Below are 19,364 nucleotides of genomic sequence, written 5' to 3'. Positions count from 1 at the left end.
AGGTCATCGGCAAGCGCAAAGGCGGGCATCCCCAGCGAGAGAAGCACGGCCAACACGAACGGCAGTTTCTTCATCGTCCTCTTCACCACACAGTCCAGCGCCCCGGTCAGGCGATCGCCCATGATATCGGCCTTGGCCTGAAACGCCACTTTCCTTCGCGCTTCTCAAGGCGGATCAGGCGCCCGGCGAATAGATCCCGGGCGTTTGGTTCAGTCCAGCCCGCGCCCCATGGCATAGAATTCGTCGTTGGGCCGCATTGAGGTGAAGTTCGCCATGCGGTTGCTGAGGCCGAAGAAGGCGGTAATGCCGGCGATGTCCCAGATGTCGTCGTCGCTGAAACCGTGAGTGCGCAGGGTTTCGAAATCCTCGTCGCAGATCGATTTGCTGTCGTTCGATACCTTCATGGCGAAATCAAGCATGGCCATCTGTCTCGGCGTGATGTCCGCCTTGCGGTAGTTCACCGCCACCTGGTCGGCGATCAGGGAGTTCTTTGCCCGGATGCGCAGGATGGCACCGTGGGCCACCACGCAATACTGGCAGCTGTTGTCGTTGGAGGTGGCGACGACGATCATCTCCCTATCGGCCTTGGTGAGGCCGCTTTCCTTTTCCATCAGCGTGTCGTGATAGGCGAAGAAAGCGCGAAGCTCGTCGGGGCGATGGGCCAGGACGAGGAAGACGTTGGGCACGAAGCCCGCCTTCTCCTGGACCGCCAGGACCTTTTCCTTGATGTCCTCGGGCAGATCCTCGATGTCCCGCACCGGGTAACGGCTGATGTTCGCGGCACTCATTCCACTGTTCCACTTCCCGGCTCTTCGGTATCGTCTGAACGTGGAGCTGCTCTCTTCTCGGCACGCTTATGATAGGCCTTTACGGCGCTATTGAGAGTCGGGAACGTATACTCTCGCTCGGCCTGTTCTCGCTCTTGGTTCCAAGCCTGTTTGAAAAACCTGCCCAGGTTGGGCTTGGGGTAGGTGATTGCCAGGAAGATGCCCTGCCCAGCGAGTTCCTCACGGAATTCATCAAACTTCTCAACGGATGTTGCGTCCATGACGTTGATGCTGCTTTCGTCGACCACTACCCACTCGACTGGCGTCTCTGAGGCAGCGATGAGCGCACGGATACGGTTTCGGAAGATATCCGCATTGTAGAAAACGAGATTGGCGTCAAAGCGGTATAGGAGGAGCCCCGGTGTGGTCTCAGCCTCAGGGTAGAGGTCGACCTCGTGAAAGCCTCTCATTCCCGGCACGCGTCCCAAAACCGCATCATGCGGGTCGGAATCGACAGCGATCAGCCAGAGCAGTGACAGCCCGATGGCCAGCATTACTCCCGGGATTACGCCGAGAATCAGGACACCCAAGGTCGTTGTTATCGAGATGGCAAGTTCCCGGTTGCTGGTCTTGTAGAGATCGCGAACGGTGGCAAAGTCGAAGAGACCGATGCACGCCACTATGATCACAGCGGCGAGCACGGTTTCGGGCACGAAGGTCAGAGGTGCAGCAAGGAGAACCACGATCGCAAGCATCGCGACGGCGGCAACCACGCCGACCAACTGGGTCCTGCCACCCATGGCGTCGTTGACGGCGGTTCGGGAGCCTGTTCCCGCTACCGGGAAGCCTTGGACAAGCCCGGCGGCCAGATTACAGGCTCCGATGGCATAGAGTTCCTGGTTGGGTCTGATCTCGTAGCCGTTCCGCCGCGCGAAGCTCTCGGCCTTGATTAAGCCGCTGGCGAACGCGATGAGCGCGATACTCGCGGCATCGACGAGCAGCATCCCGAATTCTCCGTGACTCATGGCTGGAAACCGGAACGCCGGTAGCCCCGCAGAGAGTTCCCCGATGACCGCTACGCCCCTCTCTTCGAGGCTCAGCGCCATGACGGCGACGATACCGGCGACGACCACGATTAAGGCGCCGGGCAATAAGGGGAGCGTGCGACGAAGAAGGAGCAAGACTGCCAACGCGACAACCCCCAGCACGAGCGTTGGCACATGGCTCTCGCCTACCGTCTGAGTGAACTCCAGTAATCTCGGGAAGAAGCCGCCCACCTCGCTCTTGTAGCCCAACAACTTCGAGAGCTGGCCAGCCACAGTGTAGAGGGCGATACCGTTCAGGAAGCCGACGAGAATCGGTTTGGACAGAAAGTTGGCGATGAACCCCAACCGCGCGATGCCCGCGAGCACCAATAAAACGCCCGTGAAGAGGGTGAGCAGAGCCATGAGCGCGATGTATCGCTCTGGGTCGCCGCCTGCCAGCGGTCCCAGGGCCGCCGCCACCATGATGCAGGTGGCAGACTCGGGTCCGGTGATCAACTGACGCGAGGAACCGAAAAGCGCGTAAGCCAGGAGCGGGAAGACCGCTGAGTACACGCCGACAATAGCCGGCACATCGACGAGTTCCGAGTAGGCGACCCCCACGGGAAGGGCAACACCTGCAACCGACAGCCCTGCCGTGAGGTCGCTGCGAAGCCAGGAACGATCGTAGCGGGTCAGGGTGTCGAGGCCAGGCGCGACGCGACGGGCGACGCGCCAAATTGACCGCTCTTTGTCTTGACGAATGCTCATCAGGCGATAGCGACAGATGGATCAACCGTAGCCAGAGACTTGAGCAGAAGTTGCCCTTAGCCCGGCTACTTGTCTAGCCGGCGTGCGAGGCCGATCATCTTGCATGTCCACCGCTCTGATGTCCCGAGCTTCTGGCGTATGTGGATGACGGCCTGACGAAGCTGCGACGTCTACAGGCCCTGGGTTATAGGTGATTCAGGCTTTCCTTCAGAATCAGCTAGGGCCTGTTGACATTCACGGCGCGCTCCTGGCGGGAGCGCATTTGCGCCGGGGCCAGGAGCGGGAGGCGCCGTGGGGTAGGGCCCCACAAGGCCTTCCGCGACGCCGCCCCGGCGCAAATGCGCCCCGTCCCGAAGGGATCCGGCGAAATCGGCCCGCTGCCGCGTTGCTTGTCGTCGAATATGCTCGGCATGTCCTTCCTCCTCGCGCCCAACAGCGGGCCGATTTCACTCGGACCAGGAGCGCGCCCTGAATTTCAACAGGCCCTAGTCCAGCTCCAATTCAGCTACGATCTTCTTCAGCCGGGCATTCTCTTTCCCAAGATTGCGAAACTTCGAGAGCTTCGACCTGCCCGAGCGGTTAGCCGAGCGCGAGCAACACCATGATGATCAGGAAGGAGTTGTTGCTCCGGTACAGCATGAAGTGGCCGATTATGCCGAATCGCCTTATCAGCGAGCTTCACCGACAGCGACGCCGCGACTGACGAACGCCATCCCTTCGGGCCCCGTCATCACCGTCTCAATAATCGGGTGGTGCAAGGGGCCATCGGCCGACCACTCCACGATGAAGTAGGCGCCGACACCGCCGCTCTGATCCTGCTCAGCTATCGCGAAAGTGACCGTCTGCCGTGGCTCCAACGTAACCGGCGTATCGACCAGTGTTCGGACCTCCGACCCATCGGTGCTGCCGTAAACGACTCTCTCCACGGTCATGGTGTTCACCGAATCGATATTGTGCACACCGAGCGTGGTCTGGAGCAGCACTCGCTCGCCACCGCGCGCAGTGATGAAGGAATAAGCTGGCACATAGGTGGTTCTACCGAGCTCAACGACCTCGGCCGGGACGACCTGGCCGCTCCAGACGGTCTCAAGGGGACCAGCCTTCCCTTCTTCCCTGAGGGCCTCATCCACTTGCGCGGCGAGGTATGCCGTGACGAGGATGGCGCCGAAAGTCGTCAACGGCCACAAAAGCGACAGCCCCCCAAGCCTGGACGCGCCGCGGGATCCATCCGTCTCGGAATTGCTCATACAGGGTCTCCTTGCTCTTTCTGATGCGAAGCATTGGCCCCGGCACGCAATACCGCCATCCCAGCCGATATGGTAGCACTCCTCAAGAACCCAACAAACAACTGGGATTGCCGGTCTGGCGATCGATCGGCACTCCCGGAAGGCGTCGTTCGATCCGACATCCGTCAAAGCTCGCCGTCCAGTCCGAAGAAAGCAGACTGCAGGGCCGCCTCGCGCCCGCGATCGTCCGTCGTGGCGGTGATCTCGGTGACAGTGGTGTCTTCGTTGGTCCGGTCCGCCAAGGCAAAGTCGGGTTTAAAGGCGGCTATCCACGTCGTGCCGCGCACGAACATAGCGAGCGCTACAACCGCCAACCCGACTTCACAGCGTGTGCCGGTTGTCTTTTGCCCTCGCTAGCCCTCTGTTTGTTTGGCTTCGGGCTTGTTCTTCTTCTTCTCCTTTCCTTCCTCCTCCTTCAGATCCTCTTCAGCCTCCGATGAGAGCGGTTCGGAGGCTTCTTTTTCGAGCGCCTCGGGATTAAAGGCATCGGGTGAACCGCGCGGTGGGTAGTCGAGCGTATCTTCAAGCCGCTCCTGGAGGGCCGGCGCCATCCTCGGAAATGGCAGCCGTCCCGCAGTTCGCCAGCCTTGCACCTCCTGCATCGCCTCGGCGCTGCGCGCCTCGTCCATGCCCGGGTCGCGGGTGACATAGAGAGTCTGCGACGGGCGCGCGAAGCCGGTTCCCGATTCCTCGACGATCTCGCCGATGCGCAGGAAGACATCCTCTTGGATCGCATAGAACTCGTTCCAATCGCGTGTCAGGGCGTAAATCCGGATCTGGATCTCCTGCGCGGACGCGCCGTAGCCGACGAAGCGGATCCGCAGCGAGTCTTTGTCGATCTTTGGATGCGCCAGGCACATCTCGCGCAGCTTCGCCAGAACATGGCGAGTTTGCTCCGGCTTGGTCTCATACCGCAGGCCGATGGTCCGCAGGATCAGCATCCGGTCGCACAGAGCCCAGTTGATCAGCTGCATGTTGGAGAATTCGGCGTTCGGCACGGTAATGACCGTCCGGTCCAGCGCGCGGATCCGGGTCGAGCGCATGCCGATCGCCTCGACCGTGCCCCGCTTTTCGCCGAAGGAACAGAAGTCGCCGACCCGTATTGGCTTGTCCGCGAACAGGATGAAGCCGCCGATGATGTTCTCGAGGGTCGGCCGGACGGCTAGGGCAATGGCGAGGCCGCCGATACCGAGGCCCGCGATCAGCGGCGCGACGGGAATCCCGAAAACCTCGGCCCCGATAACGGCTATGTAGATGACGACGACTACAGCCACAAGATTGGCCACGGTTCTGATCAACTGGGCGTTGAGCCGTTCCGGGAGCAATTGTCGAGTATTGATGATACCGCGGCCGATTCGCTTGATGATGAGGACGGCCAGCCAGGCACCCGCCGCATAGCGGGCCACGTCCAAGGCGAACCGGGACACAATCCATACATTGCCGGTCAGGTTGATCCCATCATCCATCACTTTCGACGCCATCATCATCGCAAGGATGACAAAGACGCCGGTCAGCGGTCTGCCGAGTTGAAGCCAGACACTGACATCGCGAAACCTCTCGTCCCACCACGTGCCCAACCGATAGACCAGAAGCGTGGCCGCGACGACGCCGGCCAAGAGCAGGAGCCAGGCGATCCACTGCCACAGGGTCTGCTGGACAACGACGTTATGGGTCCAGGCGGGCAAGGCGTCGACCCAGGCGGTGGAGAGAAGCGGGCCGGGTCCGTAAAGAAAATCCTCGTAGGCTCCGACAGTGGTGCCCGGCTTGTAAGGCAAGTGCTTGGAAAGCTCGTAAAACCTCTCCAGCGCTTGGACCGTCCGGCTGTTGAAAACAAACTCGCCGGCGCGCGGCCCCTCCGCGATCCGATCCAGGGTGAGCTCGGTGTCGGGTAGCCTCCAGGACGTCAGCCCGGTCTGCTCGACGGCGGCGAGATCGGGGATCTCTTCGAACGGCGGCAACGCGATGCGGTCGAGGATCTCCTTTAGCAGAAGGACCTTCTCGAAGCCCGTGCCTTCTCTCGTAGCGAGCGGGAACTTCCTGAGGTCGAGGCAGAGCATGGCCCGGCGAAACGAACGCCTGATCGCGGCAAGCGGTGCCTCTGCCTGTCGGCGCTCGATCGCTTGAGTGGCGTGCCTGAGGAAGCTTTCCAGGGTGGCCCGCGGGCTGTCCAGTCGCGGCGGCCGCAACGGATAGGGCGAGAATTCCGCCACACCGGCGACGGCGCTTGGCATTTGGTCCTGCGCCCCGCCTTCGATAGCGAACGTCTGACAAGCAAGAACAACCAGGATCACCCAAATGACTCTTGGGAAAACAAGCATCTTTATCTCTCCCACCTCCATTCCCCGGCGACCTGAACTGCCGCAGTCAGCCTTGCAGTCTGCACGCCAACGGCCTGTCTGGGAAATCAGCCAGCTGGCAAGCCCCTTCAACCCGTTCAAGCGGTGGCTAGGCATGGGGCCCCTCTGAATGGTTTGGAGTCAGGGTGGGAGGCAAGGCTTCCTTCGTCGCCATCGGGCCTGGCGCCGAAGGTCACCGGCGTCGGGCTCCTGCAATTTGACGCGCCGGGAACTCCACCGGAAACGAAATACTGACTCCGAAGGTCGGCGCTCGCCATGACCCATTGCTTGATGCGGAAGAGTATGCAATCTCGGCACGGCAACAGGTGGGGGGCCACTCGAGCCGGCCCCGATGCAGTTCGGAGAAGCCGTCGGCGGCGCGCCCGTCCAGCCGGTTGCGAAGGGGAAGGGACGCAGGGTGATGCCAACCGTGCCACCTATTGTATCGGCCTTTGCGGCGCTGCTCGTGGCCGCGGGCGCGATTGCGGGCTGCGCCCGGACCGTCGACCATCGTCCCCTCAGTGCGGCGGAATATGAGCAAGTCGATCCCTCCGGCCCGGCAATGGAACGCTGGTGGGGCGATGCGGCGCCGGCGAACCTCGAGCAGCTCATAAAGAAGGGAGCGCCCGTATTCAGGGCCCGATTTCCCGAAGCGGTCGACGCAACGCTCGAGACCGCGCCGATGCTCAGCACGCTCGTGATTTCCGGAGGCGGAGCGAACGGCGCCTTCGGCGCCGGTCTGCTCGCCGGCTGGACCGAGTCCGGCGAGCGGCCCCAGTTCGAATCTGTCACCGGCGTCAGCACGGGGGCGATGATCGCCCCCTTCGCATTTCTGGGCCCAGCCTATGACCCGGTTCTGCTCGAAACCTACGCCTCCGTGACCCGCGACGACGTGTATCGCTGGGACACCGTGGCCGGCTTCCTGTTCGGATCGGCGCTCGCCGATACCACGCCGCTGAAGAAGCAGGTCGAAACCTATATCACCGCCGAGCTCGTCGAGGCGCTGGCCGAGCAGCACCGGACCGGCCGCAGCCTCTTCATCATTACGACCCATTTCGACGCCCTGCGTCCGATGGTCTGGAACATCGGCACCATCGCCAATCGAGGAGACGACCGGGCGGTCGCGCTCATTCGTCAAATCATCCTCGCGTCGGCGGCGATCCCGGTCCTCTTCCCACCCGTCGCCATAGAATGGGAGGCCGAAGGCAAGCGCTTCACCGAACTGCATGTGGACGGCGCCCTCTCCAGCCAGGTGTTCGCCTATCCCGCTCAGATGGATCTGGGCCGCTTGAACGAAATCCTGGGCCTTACGTTTCGACGGCAAATCTTTGTGATCCTGAACGGCAATGCCCACAGCGTTTACCAACCGGCGCCTGTCACGGTGAAGCCCATCGCATCGCGTGCTCTGAAAGCTCTCCTTCGAAACAAGGCCAATCGGGACGTCGAGCGAATTTACAACTTGGCCCGTCGCGACAATTTCGGCTTCAACATGATATCGATCCCGGACTCTTTCCGGGCCAACCGGTCGACCGAGTTCGATCCTGACTATATGCGGGCGTTGATAGAGTTGGGCCGCGAAATCGGCCGCGAAGGCGACTTCTGGCGGGACCGTCCGCCCAATGGCTGACGAGACCCGCCCGGGCTCGGGCGGTCCCATCAGTCTGCCGGCAGCTTCCAGACTCGATCAGAAAACGGCCCTAGACGACCAAGCAGGGAACGGCCGCCAGGTTGCTCACCTTGCGCGACACGCTGCCCATCAACATGCCCTGGACCTGGCCCAGACCGCGGCTGCCCACCACGATCAGATCGACGCCGTTTCGGCTCGCATATCCGATGATGGCGTTCGCCGGATCCCCGGTCCCGATATCGCTCGCCACCGACTTGACTCCCTTGGTCTCGGCGACCCGCTTCGCCTGGTTGACCAGACGCTCGCCGACCGTGTTGAGCACATCCTGCCTGGTCCCTCGGACCGTCTCCAATTCCTTGGCATGTATGACCTCCGCGGGAAGCTGCATCTCTCGAACGACATGGATCAAATGCAGCTTGCCATCGAACCTCTTCGACACTTCGATGGCCGCTTCCAGGGCCTTTGTGGATGACTTGGATCCATCAATCGCGACGAGAATGTTGCTGAACATTCCAGTTCCTCCCTTCTGATGGGATCCTGACTTCGACCAAGCCCGCGTAGCGGTGCCGCATCCCTCCCCACAGAGGGAGAGGGATGCGCCCTAGTCCCGGGGGAACTTCCGGCGGTTTCAAGGCCGGAGTTCCCCATAGGCTGGCGGTCTCGGTCGGGCTCAGGTCAGCCAGACGTTCTCGTGGACCCGGAAGCCGTCGCCTTCGCCGACGGGGTGCGCCGACCAGCCCATGAGCTTCTCGGTGCGGGCGTCGAGCCAGCTGTTGAAGACCGGGATCACCGAACCGCCGGTGTTGTGGACGATCTCCTGGATGTCGCAGTAGACCTGTCCCCGCTCCGGCCCGTCGATCATGCCGCGCGCCTTGATGATCAGGCCGTCCAGCTCGGCGGTGCCGTTGTGGGACTCGTTCCACTTGGCATCCGAGAGGTGCACCAGGCTGAAACGCAGGTCCGCCGTGGGACGCGGCATCCAGTTCGACATGTGGAAGGGCCGCTTCATCCAGACCGAGCTCCAGTAGCCGTCGGCCGGCTCACGCTGCACCTGGATGTTGAAGCCCACCTTCTTGGCGCTCTCGGCCAGATGCAGGGCCAGGTCCGGGGCCGCCGAGCCGCCCGCCGCCGGCGAAGTGTGGAGCGTGACCGTCTGGCCTTCCATGCCCGCCTTCTTGAGGTGGAACTTGGCCTTGTCCGGATCGAACTCGCGCTGCGGGATGTCCTTGCAGAAGTACTTGTCCTTCGGGCCGATCGGCGTGTCGTTGCCGATGGTGCCGAAGCCCTTCAGCACGTTGTCGACCATACTCTGGCGCTCGGCCATGTGCTTGATCGCCAGACGCAGGTCGTTGTTATCGAAGGGCGGCGCGTCGGACATCATCGGGAAGGTGATGTGCCGCGAACCCGGGGCGCTCGCCATGGTGACGCCCGGCGCGTTGTTGATCAGCTCGACCAGCTTGGGGTCGACGCGGGTGACGAAGTGGACCTCGCCCGAGATCAGCGCGTTCATGCGGGCCGGGGTGTCGCCGATGCCGAAGCTCTCGACCTCGTCGACGTGGGCGATGTCGTCCCGGTAGTAGTTGCCGAAGCGCTCGGACAGCATGCCAACGCCCGGCTCGAAGGTCTTGATCTTGTAAGGACCCGTGCCGATGCAGTTGTTGAAGTCGGTGAAGCCGTCGGGAACGATGCAGGCGTGCATGTCGCCGAAGTAATAGGGCAGATCGCCGTTCGGCCCGCTCAGCTCGACCACCAGCACGTCGTTGCCGTCCTTGCGGATATCGGTGATCGGATCGAGCCAGGCCTTGATGATCGAGTCGCTGTCGTCGCCGCGGTGGCGGTTGAGCGAGTAGATCACGTCCTCGATGGTGAGCGTCTTGCCGTTGTGGAACTCCACGCCCTGGCGCAGCTTGAAGCGCCACACCTTGGCGTCGTCGCTGGATTCCCATTCGGTCGCCAGATCGGGCTGCACCGAGAGATCGTTGGCGTAGCGCACCAGGGTTCCCATGGTCTGATAGGCCCGCTGGAAGTCGAGCGAGGTGGTCAGACGGTTCGGGTTCAAGGTGTCCTTGGCGCTGTGGGCGTACCAGCCCAGGATCAGCCGCCCGCCCTTCTTCGGCGTGGCCGCCAGGGCCCGGTCGGCCGAGGCCAAGAGGCTGCCCGAAGCCGCCGCCGTCAGGCCGAGGACGCCGACCCGGCCAATGAACTCGCGCCTGGAAATCCGCCCCTTCAGGAACTCGGACTTCCAGTACTCACCCCTTTTGTCTTGCATCGGTCTCTCCCTGTTCCATTGCTGCTGTTACCGCAGGTTCAATTTGCCGGCCTGAGCCTAGTGTCCCGATTCCGAATCTCGAGCAATCGAGCTTCGGAATCGAAGGGACACTAACACTAAGGTGCTAGTGTGATTCAGCTTCCGAAAGATTCGGCATGTTCATCGTGCCGAATTTCAGAACCATCACACTAGTTTAACTTCCGATTTTGGGCAAACCGCGAAGTTGGCCGGCTTGGTTTCCGGGCGGATCGAGTAAAGCCCGGCCCGGCTGTTGATCTCGCTGCCGGGATCGTGCCTTACTGACGGCAACGGCCCGATACGAACAAACAATGGGGCAAGCGTGAGGAGCCGGAACAGGGGGAGTTCATGCTCGGGTCGCTGATCCTGCGCAGGATCGCGTTGGGCGTTGTGACTTTGTTCGTCGTCTCGCTGATCGTCTTCGCCGGGACCGAGATCCTGCCGGGCGACGTCGCCCAGGCCGTGCTTGGACAGGGTGCGACCCCGGAAACCCTGGCCGCCTACCGCGAGGCGATGAATCTCGACCGCCCGGCCTACGTGCGCTACGGCGAGTGGCTGCTCGGCTTGGTCACCGGCGATCTCGGCAACTCGCTGGCAACCCAACGCCCGGTCTCCGAGATCCTGGCGCCCCGGCTGCCCAAGACGCTTCTTCTGGGCGGGCTGGCCGCGCTCTTCGCCGTGCCGCTGGCGGTCGGGCTCGGCCTCTACGCCGCGATGCGCCCGGGCGGGTTCATGGACCGGACGCTCACCACGGGCTCGATTGCGATCATCTCGGCGCCCGAGTTCCTGATCGCGACCCTGCTGGTCCTGGCCTTCGCCGTGGAGCTGCGCTGGCTGCCGGCGATCGCGCGCGTTTCCGCGGACGCGAGCTGGGGCGAGACCCTATTGGCGCTGGCCATGCCGGTCGCGACCCTGACCGCGGCGGTGCTGGCGCCCATGATGCGCATGACCCGCTCGGCCATCCTCAACGTGCTCGGCCACCCCTCGATCGAGATGGCGATCCTCAAGGGCGTGCCGCGCCGGACCATCATCCTCAAGCACGCCCTGCCCAACGCGATCGCGCCGATCATCAACGTGATCGCGGTCAACCTGGCCTACATCATCGGCGGCGTGCTGGTGGTCGAGACGATCTTCTCCTACTCCGGGGTCGCCAAGCTGATGGTCGACGGGGTGGCCTCGCGCGATATCCCGGTGGTGCAGGCCTGCGCGATGTTCTTCTGCGCGATCTACATCTTCCTCAACCTCCTGGCCGACGTGGTCTCCATCGTGGCCAATCCGCGACTGAGGCACGCCAAATGAGCGCCACGCCCGCCGTCGCGGAGGAGCCCCGCTTCCACCTGCCCGAGCTCGGGTTCCTCGGCTGGATGTCGGTCGGGATCCTGGTGTTCTGGACCTTCGTCGCCCTGGCCGCGCCCTGGCTGGCGCCCTACGAGGAAAGCAAAATCCTGACCGACCAGTCCTTCGGCGCCGGCGACGGAGAGGCGCGGATGTTGCTCGGCTCGGATTACCTGGGACGCGACGTCTTCAGCCGGCTGATCTTCGGTGCCCGCATGACCCTGGGCCTGGCGCTGGCCGCCACGGTCTTCGCCTTCGTCGCCGGCGTCACCCTGGGTTTCGTCGCCGGCATCCTTGGCGGGCGGGTCGACGACGTGATGAGCCGGATCAACGACGCCTTCGTCTCCTTTCCTTCGATCATGCTGGCGCTGATCCTGGTCTCGGCCTTCGGATCCTCGCTCTGGCTGCTGGTGCTGACCATCGGCTTCATCGAGGCAACCCGGGTCTACCGAATCGCCCGCTCGCTGGCGCAGAACATTATGGTGATGGATTTCGTCGAGGTCAGCCGGGCGCGGGGCGAGTCGCTCTGGTGGATCCTTCGCCACGAGGTTATGCCCAACGCCTTCATCCCGCTCTCGACCGACTTCGGGTTGCGCTTCACCTATTCGATCCTGCTGCTCTCGTCGCTTTCCTTCCTCGGGCTCGGTGTGCAGCCGCCCTTCTCCGACTGGGGCTCCATGGTCAAGGAGAACATGGCGGCGATGAACTACGTGCTGTTCTACGGCATCCACGTCGCCTTGGCGCCGATCCTGCCGGCGGTCTGCATCTTCTCCGTGACCCTAGCCAACAACCTGCTGATCGACTGGAACCTGGGCCGCTCTCAGAAGGACATCTCCTCGGAGCTGATCAAGTGAGCGCGCTGCTCGAGATCAGGAACCTGCAGATCGAAGGCCGGCGCAACACGCGCAGTCCTTTCACGCCGATCGTGCGCGGCGTCTCGCTGGAAGTGAAGCGGGGCGAGGTGCTGGCGCTGATCGGCGAATCCGGCGCCGGGAAGTCGACCATCGCCTTGGCGTCCATGGGCTACGCTAAGCCCGGCTGCCGGTTTTGCGGCGGCGAGGTGATCTTCGACGACATCAGCGTGCTGGACCTCTCGCTGGAAGACAAGCGGGCGATCCGCGGTGCGCGGATCTCCTACGTGGCGCAGTCCGCCGCCGCCGCGTTCAACGCCTCGCTGCGCCTCGACGATCAGATCACCGAGGTCTCGATGGTGCACGGGGTCGGCACCCGGGACGAGGCCGAGGCCCGCATGATCGATCTGGCCCGGCGCATGCAGCTGCCGGACCCCGAGAACATCATCCGCAAATACCCTCACCAGGTCTCCGGCGGACAGCTTCAACGGCTGATGGCGGTCATGGCAATGAACGCCCACCCCGATCTCCTGGTGCTCGACGAGCCGACGACCGCGCTCGACGTGACCACCCAGGTCGAGGTCCTCGCCGCCTTCAAGGACACCATCCGGGACTCCGGCGCCGCCGCCATCTACGTCACGCACGACCTCGCGGTGGTCGCGCAGATCGCGGACCGGATCAAGGTGCTGTTCGGCGGCGAGACCGTCGAGGAGGGCACCACCGAGCAGATCCTGCACGACCCGCAGCAGGACTATACGCGCAAGCTGATGGCCGCGGTCCGGCCACCGCCGAAGCGGACCGGCGAAGGCGCCGCCGAGGGGGGCCATGGCGAGGGCCTCGTGATCGAAATCAAGGGTGTCGACGCGGGCTACGGCAAGCGGCTCGACGGCAGCCCGGCGGTGAAGATCCTGCATGACGTCACGGTCGACATTCCGCGCGGCTCGGCCGTGGGCGTGATCGGCGAGTCGGGCTGCGGCAAGTCCACCCTGGCGCGGGTGATCTCCGGCCTCCTGCCCGCCGCCCAGGGCGAGATCCTGCTCGACGGCAGCGCGCTGAAGAACGACGTCAAGGAGCGGACCCGCAAGCAGCTGCAGCGGGTGCAGATCGTCATGCAGATGCCCGACGTCGCCTTCAATCCCCTGAAGACGGTCGGCCAGGCGCTCGAGCGGCCGCTCGAATTCTATCTCGAGATGCCGGCGGGGGACCGGCGCCGCCGGGTCGCCGAGCTGCTGGAAATGGTGGAGCTGCCGGCCGAATTCGCCAACCGGCGGCCCCAGGCGCTCTCGGGCGGGCAGAAGCAGCGGGTTAACCTGGCCCGCGCACTGGCCGCCGAGCCCGAGGTGATTCTCTGCGACGAGGTGACCTCGGCGCTCGACACCGTGGTCGGCGCGCAGATCATCGACCTGCTGAAGCGCCTGCAGAACGACACGGGGGTCACCTTCGTCTTCATCAGCCACGACCTCTCCACGATCGCGAGCTTCGCCGACCGGGTGGTCGTGCTCTATGCCGGCCGGGTAGCCGAGCAGGGGCCGACGGCACAGGTGCTGTCTCCGCCCTACCACCCCTATACCTCGCTGCTGCTCCACTCCGTGCCGGAGATGCGCCAAGGCTGGCTGGAGGAGATCCGTGAAACCGAAACGGCCCAGCTGGCCGCCGCCTCCGTGGTCGAGATCGGCACCACCGGCTGTTCCTTTCACAAGCGCTGCCCCGTGGCCATCAAGGGCGTCTGCGACACGACCGAGCCGCCGGTCCGTCCCCTGCTCCACGGCCACCGCATCACCTGCCACCGGGAGGTCGCCGAGCTCGGATGAACCGGGCCTCAGCCATGGGCCTCTCGCATGATTTCCCGGGTGACCGGCTCGCTGCGCAAAGCCCTCCACGGCTCGCCGGGCGTGCGCTGCCAGGCGGTGCGCCGCCAGCCGCTGTCCTCCTCCCTGCTCCACCACCAGGTCGGTCCGCCCATGTCGCCCCGCCAGAAATAGATCAGCAGCGCCGGCTCGGAACCGGTATCCAGGGTATGCAGCCGGTGCGGGGGCGTTATGGAGTAGTCGCCGGGGACAAGCTCGAAGGGCGCGCCATCCAGTCCATGCTGGATCCGGAGCCGGCCCGAGAGGCAGTAGTAGATCTCCGCCGCCGCATGGGTGTGAGGCGGATAGTGAATTCCCGGCGCCAGCAGGAACTGCCCGGTCGCCACGCTCCGGCTGGCGAAGCAGCCGTAATTGCCGGCCGCCTGCGACGCGAGCATGCCCTCGGCGAGGCTCTCATCGATCCCGCCGCCGGCGTAGACCTGATGCCAGTCGAGGGCCCGGGCGGCCGCGAGCGCGGGGCCCAGCAGCCCCTCGCATCCGCTGGCGTTATCCAAGGCCCGCTCGAGATGCTTCACCGCCGGGTGCGCGAGCGCCTCGAAGGGCCCGCGCTGCACGCTGGCCGTCTCGACTTGGGAGAGATCCTTCACAAAGGGCACGAGGTTGGGATCGGTGGCGCCCCTCTCGGCAAGATCCCGGGTCAGCGCCGCCAGGAAGGCGCGCGCCGCCTCCGCCATGTCCTCCACGCGCCGCAAGCGATCAGCTTTCCGGCCGCCGCGCGAGGATAAGCTTACCGGGGCGCTCCAGTGCGTCCATGTAGTTGTGGTCCTCGATCCGCGTCACGACCCAGACCCCGTCGCGCTCCAAATCGGCGACGTGACGGGCGTAGTCCTGGTCGACATAGGGCTCGGCGTTCATGAAGATCACCACGGGCGCGCCAGGTCGGGCCAGTGAAACCAGGTTGGGGAAGGCTTCGGGGCCGAGATGGCCGAGTCCGAAGCTGCCGACGCTGATCACGGCATCGTAGACGCCCTGCTCCGGCGCGGGCGCTTTCTCGGCGTCCTGCCGGATCAGCTCTTGGTAGACGCCGGTCTTCGCCGCTTCGGCCAGCATGCCCTCCGAGATATCGACACCTTCGAGCCGCCCGTAGCCGAGCTTGGCCAGTTCGAGCCCCACGAGGCCAGTGCCGCAGCCGACGTCGATGATCCGCGCCGCCCCGTCGGGCAGCAGATCGGACAGAGCCTTCGCGGCGATGCGGTGGGCGCGGTAGCCGTATTCCTGGAGCAGGTCCCGGTCATAGCTGTCGGCCCAGGCATCGTAGTGCTCGGCTGGATCTATCGAGACGTCCTTGCCGCTGACATCGGCCAACTTTCCCCGTGGCGCCTTGGGCACGGCTTGATCTCCCTTGCTCGGCCGGGACGAGATAGGGGCAGTATGGCTTTTGGATTCCGCTCTAGGAAGTCGCGCCGTCACGACCGCCGCTGTTACGCGGCCTGGTCCCCGCCCGGCCCGGGAAAGTTCTCCTGAATGTATTCACCGAAACAGCGGCAGACGTCGACCGCCGTGAAGATTCCAGCGAGGCGGCCCTTACGCGTTACCAGGACCGAGCCGATGTGGCGTTCCGCCATGGTCAGCAGAACACTCTCGATCGGCTCGTTCAAATCCACCGTGTAGGCATCGGGCACGTAGACATCGGCAACGGTGAGGCCTGCGGCCTTCTCGCGGCCCAAGGGCAGGAACAGCACCGAGCGTAGATCCCGGTCCGAGAGGATACCGACCAGCTCGCGACCCTCGGTGACCGGCAGGTGGCGGACACCGTGCTGGTCCATCATCTGCCTGGCCTTGTCGACCGAGGCCGAGCGTTCGATGGCATAGGGAAAGGGCGTCATGGCCTGTGCGAGACTGGGGGGAGGTTTGATCATTCCGCCGATACGCCTTGTTGCTGGAGAGAGTCCGCTGCGGCGCAGCTCCGAACCCGGAAACTGGCATTCCAATCGGAAACAAAGTCCTAGCGCCTTCGCCGCGGCGCCACGTTGATGTTCGTCAAGTTCTCCTGACCGCGCGGATCTTATCCTTTGTGCAAAGGAAATGTGGGATTCATTGTTGCCGCTCGAACGCCGCCCGATCGCGAGCGGCCGGGCGCGGGGCTGGTTCCGCGTTTGCCATCAACCCTCCGGAGATGACTCGCATGCCTCCAAGTATCGGCAGGGTCCTTTCTCAAGAAGAGATCGAGTCGCTCGAGCGAGAATTCGTTAACGACGTCGAGGCCGGCCGGGAGCCGCCCGCGCTGAAGCGGCTGGAGCCGCTCCGGAAGGCCCAGCGTCACCAGGAGCTTGCGGCCATGGCGCTGCTTCGGATCATCGATTGCCAACACCTGTCGATCGAGGCGGCCGTCGAAGTCCTCTCGGAGATCGCGCACGCCCATCCAGAGGAGGTCGCGATCCTGCAGAAGGTGGCGGAATGCCTCGAGTCCGCGCGCGACATCGACGACCTTAACGCGCCGCCCCCGGCGGATGAGGTCTTCCCAAGCGTGATCGAGAAGCTCGCCGAGTTTGCCAAGCAGCGGAAGAGCGGCCCGGGTGAGGAAGACATCCTATCGGGATTGGGCACCGCCGCGCGCCTGATGGCGCGGCAGCACGACGCGCTTGCGGAGCGGTGCTATCGGCGCCTGACCGAGATCGACCCGCAGAGCTGCCGGCACCACTACAACCTGGGCCTCTTCTTCAAGACCCGCGGCCGTTTCGCGGAAGGCATGGCGGCGAACCAGACCGCGGCCGGGCTGGCGGACGAGCCCGTCGACAGCATCCAATGGAACCTGGGGATCTGCGCCACGGGCGCCGGCGAGGGCGCCATTGCCCTGGAAGTCTGGCAAGGCATGGGCCAGAAGATCGCGATGGGCCGCTTCGGCCTGCCGGAAGGCGGCTATCCCGAGTGCAAGGTGAGGCTCGCCGAGCGGCCGCTCGCCGAGCGGGACGCGGCGGCGGACGACCCGGGTTTGGAAGAAACGATCTGGATCGAACGCCTCAGTCCCTGTCACGGCATTGTCCGCAGCGTCCTCTATCGGAACCTGGGGGTCGATTACGGCGACGTCGTCCTGTTCGACGGGGCGCCCATCACCTCGCACACCTACGGGGACACGATTGTGGACGTGTTCCCTCACCTCGCAACGCTGGTCCGCCGGCACTACCAACTGTTCGATTTCGCCGGCACCCAGGAGGAGGCCCGCCAGCTGGCCGATGTCAGCCGCGACCTCGCTGACGACGCGGTCGTTTACGCGCACACGGAGAACGTCGAGTTCCTCTGCGCAAACTGCTGGCGCGATCCCGACCGCGATCATGAACATCGTGAGGTGATCGAGAAGCATGTCGTGACCGGAAGGATCGCGGCTCCCAACCACATGGACCCGCAGCACCTCCTCGACCAGCTCGACCAGGCTCTGGCGAAACGGCCGCAGTGCCAACTCTACGTTCCCGACCTCTGCGTGGCGGCTGAACTGGACAAGCGGGCCGGGGTGGAGAGCCGGAGGTTCACCCTGTTGACAAACAACTAGCCGCCGCGCCTTGCCGCGAAGCCCCAAGGCTCGAAGGTCCCGGCCTCGCTTTACAGCGCCGAGAAGTCCCGCCTAGACTCTCGCCGGTGATTGGACCGGCCGCACTGTGCCGAGCCGGCGACGCCCCGAGGCTTTCTGAATGAGCCCAGACCGCAGCGCGCGCGAGGAAGCGACATGACCGGCAAGATCGACCTGGAAACCTTGGACGGCCTGGTATCGGCCGGCGAGATCGACACGGTGGTGGTCGCCATGGTCGACATGCAGGGCCGGCTCATGGGCAAGCGCGTGACCGGGCACTTCTTCCTCTCCAACATCGTCGAGGAGACCCACGGCTGCGACTACCTGCTGACCATCGACATGGAGAACGAGCCGGTGCCCGGCTACGCGGCGGCCAATTGGGACCTCGGCTACGGCGACTTCGTGTTCAAGCCGGATCTGAACACGCTGAGGCGCATTCCCTGGCTCGAAGGGACGGCCCTGGTGCTCTGCGACCTGGTGGACCATCACAAGCACGAGCCGATCCCCCACGCGCCCCGGTCGATCCTGAAGAAGCAGCTGGCGCGCCTGGCCGACAAGGGCTGGATCGCGAAGATGGCCTCGGAGCTGGAGTTCTATCTCTTCGACGAGCCCTACGACCAGGCGCGGGAGAAGGGCTACCGCGAGCTCAAGCACGCCGGCTGGTACATCGAGGACTACCACATCTTCCAGACCACCAAGGAAGAGAGCCTGATCCGGGCGATCCGCAACGGCATGGACGGCGCCGGCATTCCTGTCGAGGTCTCCAAGGGCGAGTGGGGGCCGGGCCAGGAGGAGATCAACCTGGTCTACGCCGAGGCGCTGGAGATGGCCGACCGCCACGTCCTCTACAAGAACGGCGCCAAGGAGATCGCATTCCTCCACGGCAAGGCGATCACCTTCATGGCCAAGTTCGCCTACGAGCTCGCCGGCAACTCCTTCCACCTGCACTCGTCCCTGTGGGACGCCGAGAAAGACACCCCGCTCTTCGCCGACCAGGACGACGCCCACGGCCACTCCAAGCTGTTCAAGCACTACCTCGCCGGCCAGCTCGCCTGCGCCGAGGCCATGACCCTTTTCTTCGCCCCCTATATCAACTCCTACAAGCGCTTCCAGGCCGGCTCCTTCGCGCCGACCAAGTTGGCCTGGAGCCTGGATAACCGCACCGCGGGCTTCCGGGTGCTGGGTCCCGGTGCGGGCACCCGGGTCGAGTGCCGGATCCCGGGCGCCGACGCCAACCCCTACCTGGCCTACGCGGCGACCCTGGCGGCCGGACTGCACGGCATCGAGAACAAGCTGGAGCTGGAGCCGGCCTTCCGCGGGAACGTCTACGAGGCCGACGAGGTTCCCGACGTGCCCAAAACGCTGCGCGCCGCCCTCGAGGCGCTCGACGGCTCCAAGGTCTTGCGCCAGGCCTTGGGCGACAAGGTGATCGACCACTATCTGCACTGCGGACGCTGGGAACAGGCGGAATACGACCGCCGCGTGACCGACTGGGAAGTGGTCCGGAACTTCGAGCGGGCCTGAGGCCCTCGACCCGGATCCGCGGTCGATGCATCGACGCCATCGAAAAGATCCGGGCGTGATGGGCCGTATAGACGAGTTCACCACGGCGATCGCCTCGGCTGTCGAGGAGCAGAACGCCGCGACCAACGAGATCGCCCGCAACGCCCAGGAGGCCGCAGCGTCCCGGCTTTTGCTGGACGGGCGCG

Annotated in this window: 16 protein-coding genes; 6 read left to right on the top strand and 10 right to left on the bottom strand. The window is 64.4% G+C overall.

Annotated elements, in window-relative coordinates:
• Positions 1-209: 209 nt before the first annotated feature.
• The 5 genes from QNJ67_06330 to QNJ67_06310 all read right to left on the bottom strand — a co-directional run bounded on the left by QNJ67_06330 (position 210) and on the right by QNJ67_06310 (position 6,164).
• A complete protein-coding gene (locus QNJ67_06330; GenBank protein MDJ0608577.1) occupies positions 210-788 on the bottom strand; it encodes a peroxidase-related enzyme in 579 nt (192 codons plus the stop codon).
• Positions 785-2,560: a SulP family inorganic anion transporter gene (locus tag QNJ67_06325; GenBank protein MDJ0608576.1), complete on the bottom strand. Its 1,776-nt coding sequence runs from the start codon at positions 2,558-2,560 to the stop codon at positions 785-787. The genes QNJ67_06330 and QNJ67_06325 overlap by 4 nt, the downstream gene beginning before the upstream one ends.
• 668 nt (positions 2,561-3,228) lie before the next feature.
• Complete coding sequence (locus QNJ67_06320) at positions 3,229-3,807, bottom strand: DUF3124 domain-containing protein (protein MDJ0608575.1); 579 nt, start codon at positions 3,805-3,807, stop codon at positions 3,229-3,231.
• A gap of 164 nt (positions 3,808-3,971) precedes the next feature.
• Entirely contained in the window at positions 3,972-4,139 is a 168-nt protein-coding gene (locus QNJ67_06315) for a hypothetical protein (GenBank protein ID MDJ0608574.1), read from the bottom strand.
• A 60-nt stretch (positions 4,140-4,199) separates the two neighbouring features.
• The gene (locus QNJ67_06310) at positions 4,200-6,164 is read right to left on the bottom strand and encodes a mechanosensitive ion channel family protein (GenBank protein MDJ0608573.1); all 1,965 of its coding nucleotides are present in this window, start codon (positions 6,162-6,164) and stop codon (positions 4,200-4,202) included.
• Positions 6,165-6,534: 370 nt separating this feature from the next.
• Here QNJ67_06310 and QNJ67_06305 point away from each other — a divergent pair, with 370 nt between their 5' ends.
• Positions 6,535-7,809: a patatin-like phospholipase family protein gene (locus QNJ67_06305; GenBank protein MDJ0608572.1), complete on the top strand. Its 1,275-nt coding sequence runs from the start codon at positions 6,535-6,537 to the stop codon at positions 7,807-7,809.
• Positions 7,810-7,879: 70 nt separating this feature from the next.
• Here QNJ67_06305 and QNJ67_06300 read toward each other — a convergent pair whose 3' ends face one another.
• Complete coding sequence (locus tag QNJ67_06300) at positions 7,880-8,320, bottom strand: universal stress protein (GenBank protein MDJ0608571.1); 441 nt, start codon at positions 8,318-8,320, stop codon at positions 7,880-7,882.
• Between the two features lie 159 nt (positions 8,321-8,479).
• On the bottom strand, positions 8,480-10,078 hold the full coding sequence (locus QNJ67_06295) for an ABC transporter substrate-binding protein (GenBank protein ID MDJ0608570.1): 1,599 nt from the start codon (positions 10,076-10,078) through the stop codon (positions 8,480-8,482).
• A 366-nt stretch (positions 10,079-10,444) separates the two neighbouring features.
• Between QNJ67_06295 and QNJ67_06290 the strand changes: the two genes are divergently transcribed.
• From QNJ67_06290 to QNJ67_06280, 3 genes are read left to right on the top strand one after another with little or no spacing between them, the layout of a single operon-like run.
• Positions 10,445-11,395, top strand: coding sequence for an ABC transporter permease (locus QNJ67_06290; protein ID MDJ0608569.1), 951 nt, complete (start codon positions 10,445-10,447; stop codon positions 11,393-11,395).
• On the top strand, positions 11,392-12,285 hold the full coding sequence (locus tag QNJ67_06285) for an ABC transporter permease (protein ID MDJ0608568.1): 894 nt from the start codon (positions 11,392-11,394) through the stop codon (positions 12,283-12,285). Before QNJ67_06290 ends, QNJ67_06285 begins: the two co-directional genes overlap by 4 nt.
• Positions 12,282-14,093 carry an ABC transporter ATP-binding protein gene (locus tag QNJ67_06280; GenBank protein ID MDJ0608567.1) on the top strand — a complete coding sequence of 604 codons (1,812 nt, stop codon included), beginning with the start codon at positions 12,282-12,284 and terminating at the stop codon, positions 14,091-14,093. The genes QNJ67_06285 and QNJ67_06280 overlap by 4 nt, the downstream gene beginning before the upstream one ends.
• A gap of 8 nt (positions 14,094-14,101) precedes the next feature.
• Here the strand turns inward: QNJ67_06280 and QNJ67_06275 are convergent, their stop codons facing one another.
• From QNJ67_06275 to QNJ67_06265, 3 genes are all read right to left on the bottom strand, one after another.
• Positions 14,102-14,824 carry a dimethylsulfonioproprionate lyase family protein gene (locus QNJ67_06275; protein ID MDJ0608566.1) on the bottom strand — a complete coding sequence of 241 codons (723 nt, stop codon included), beginning with the start codon at positions 14,822-14,824 and terminating at the stop codon, positions 14,102-14,104.
• Between the two features lie 22 nt (positions 14,825-14,846).
• Positions 14,847-15,479, bottom strand: a complete 633-nt coding sequence (locus QNJ67_06270; protein ID MDJ0608565.1) for a methyltransferase domain-containing protein — start codon at positions 15,477-15,479, stop codon at positions 14,847-14,849.
• A 92-nt stretch (positions 15,480-15,571) separates the two neighbouring features.
• Positions 15,572-16,009: a CBS domain-containing protein gene (locus QNJ67_06265; protein ID MDJ0608564.1), complete on the bottom strand. Its 438-nt coding sequence runs from the start codon at positions 16,007-16,009 to the stop codon at positions 15,572-15,574.
• Positions 16,010-16,275: 266 nt separating this feature from the next.
• On the opposite strand from QNJ67_06265, the gene QNJ67_06260 reads away from it, so the two are divergent.
• Together QNJ67_06260 and QNJ67_06255 are read left to right on the top strand one after the other, a co-directional pair.
• Positions 16,276-17,637, top strand: a complete 1,362-nt coding sequence (locus QNJ67_06260; protein MDJ0608563.1) for a hypothetical protein — start codon at positions 16,276-16,278, stop codon at positions 17,635-17,637.
• Between the two features lie 174 nt (positions 17,638-17,811).
• Positions 17,812-19,179, top strand: a complete 1,368-nt coding sequence (locus tag QNJ67_06255; GenBank protein ID MDJ0608562.1) for a glutamine synthetase family protein — start codon at positions 17,812-17,814, stop codon at positions 19,177-19,179.
• Positions 19,180-19,364 lie beyond the last annotated feature (185 nt).

The sequence above is a fragment of the Kiloniellales bacterium genome, from assembly GCA_030064845.1.
Taxonomy (GTDB): Bacteria; Pseudomonadota; Alphaproteobacteria; order Kiloniellales; family JAKSDN01; genus JASJEC01.
This window is presented reverse-complemented; position numbering and strand designations above follow the sequence as displayed.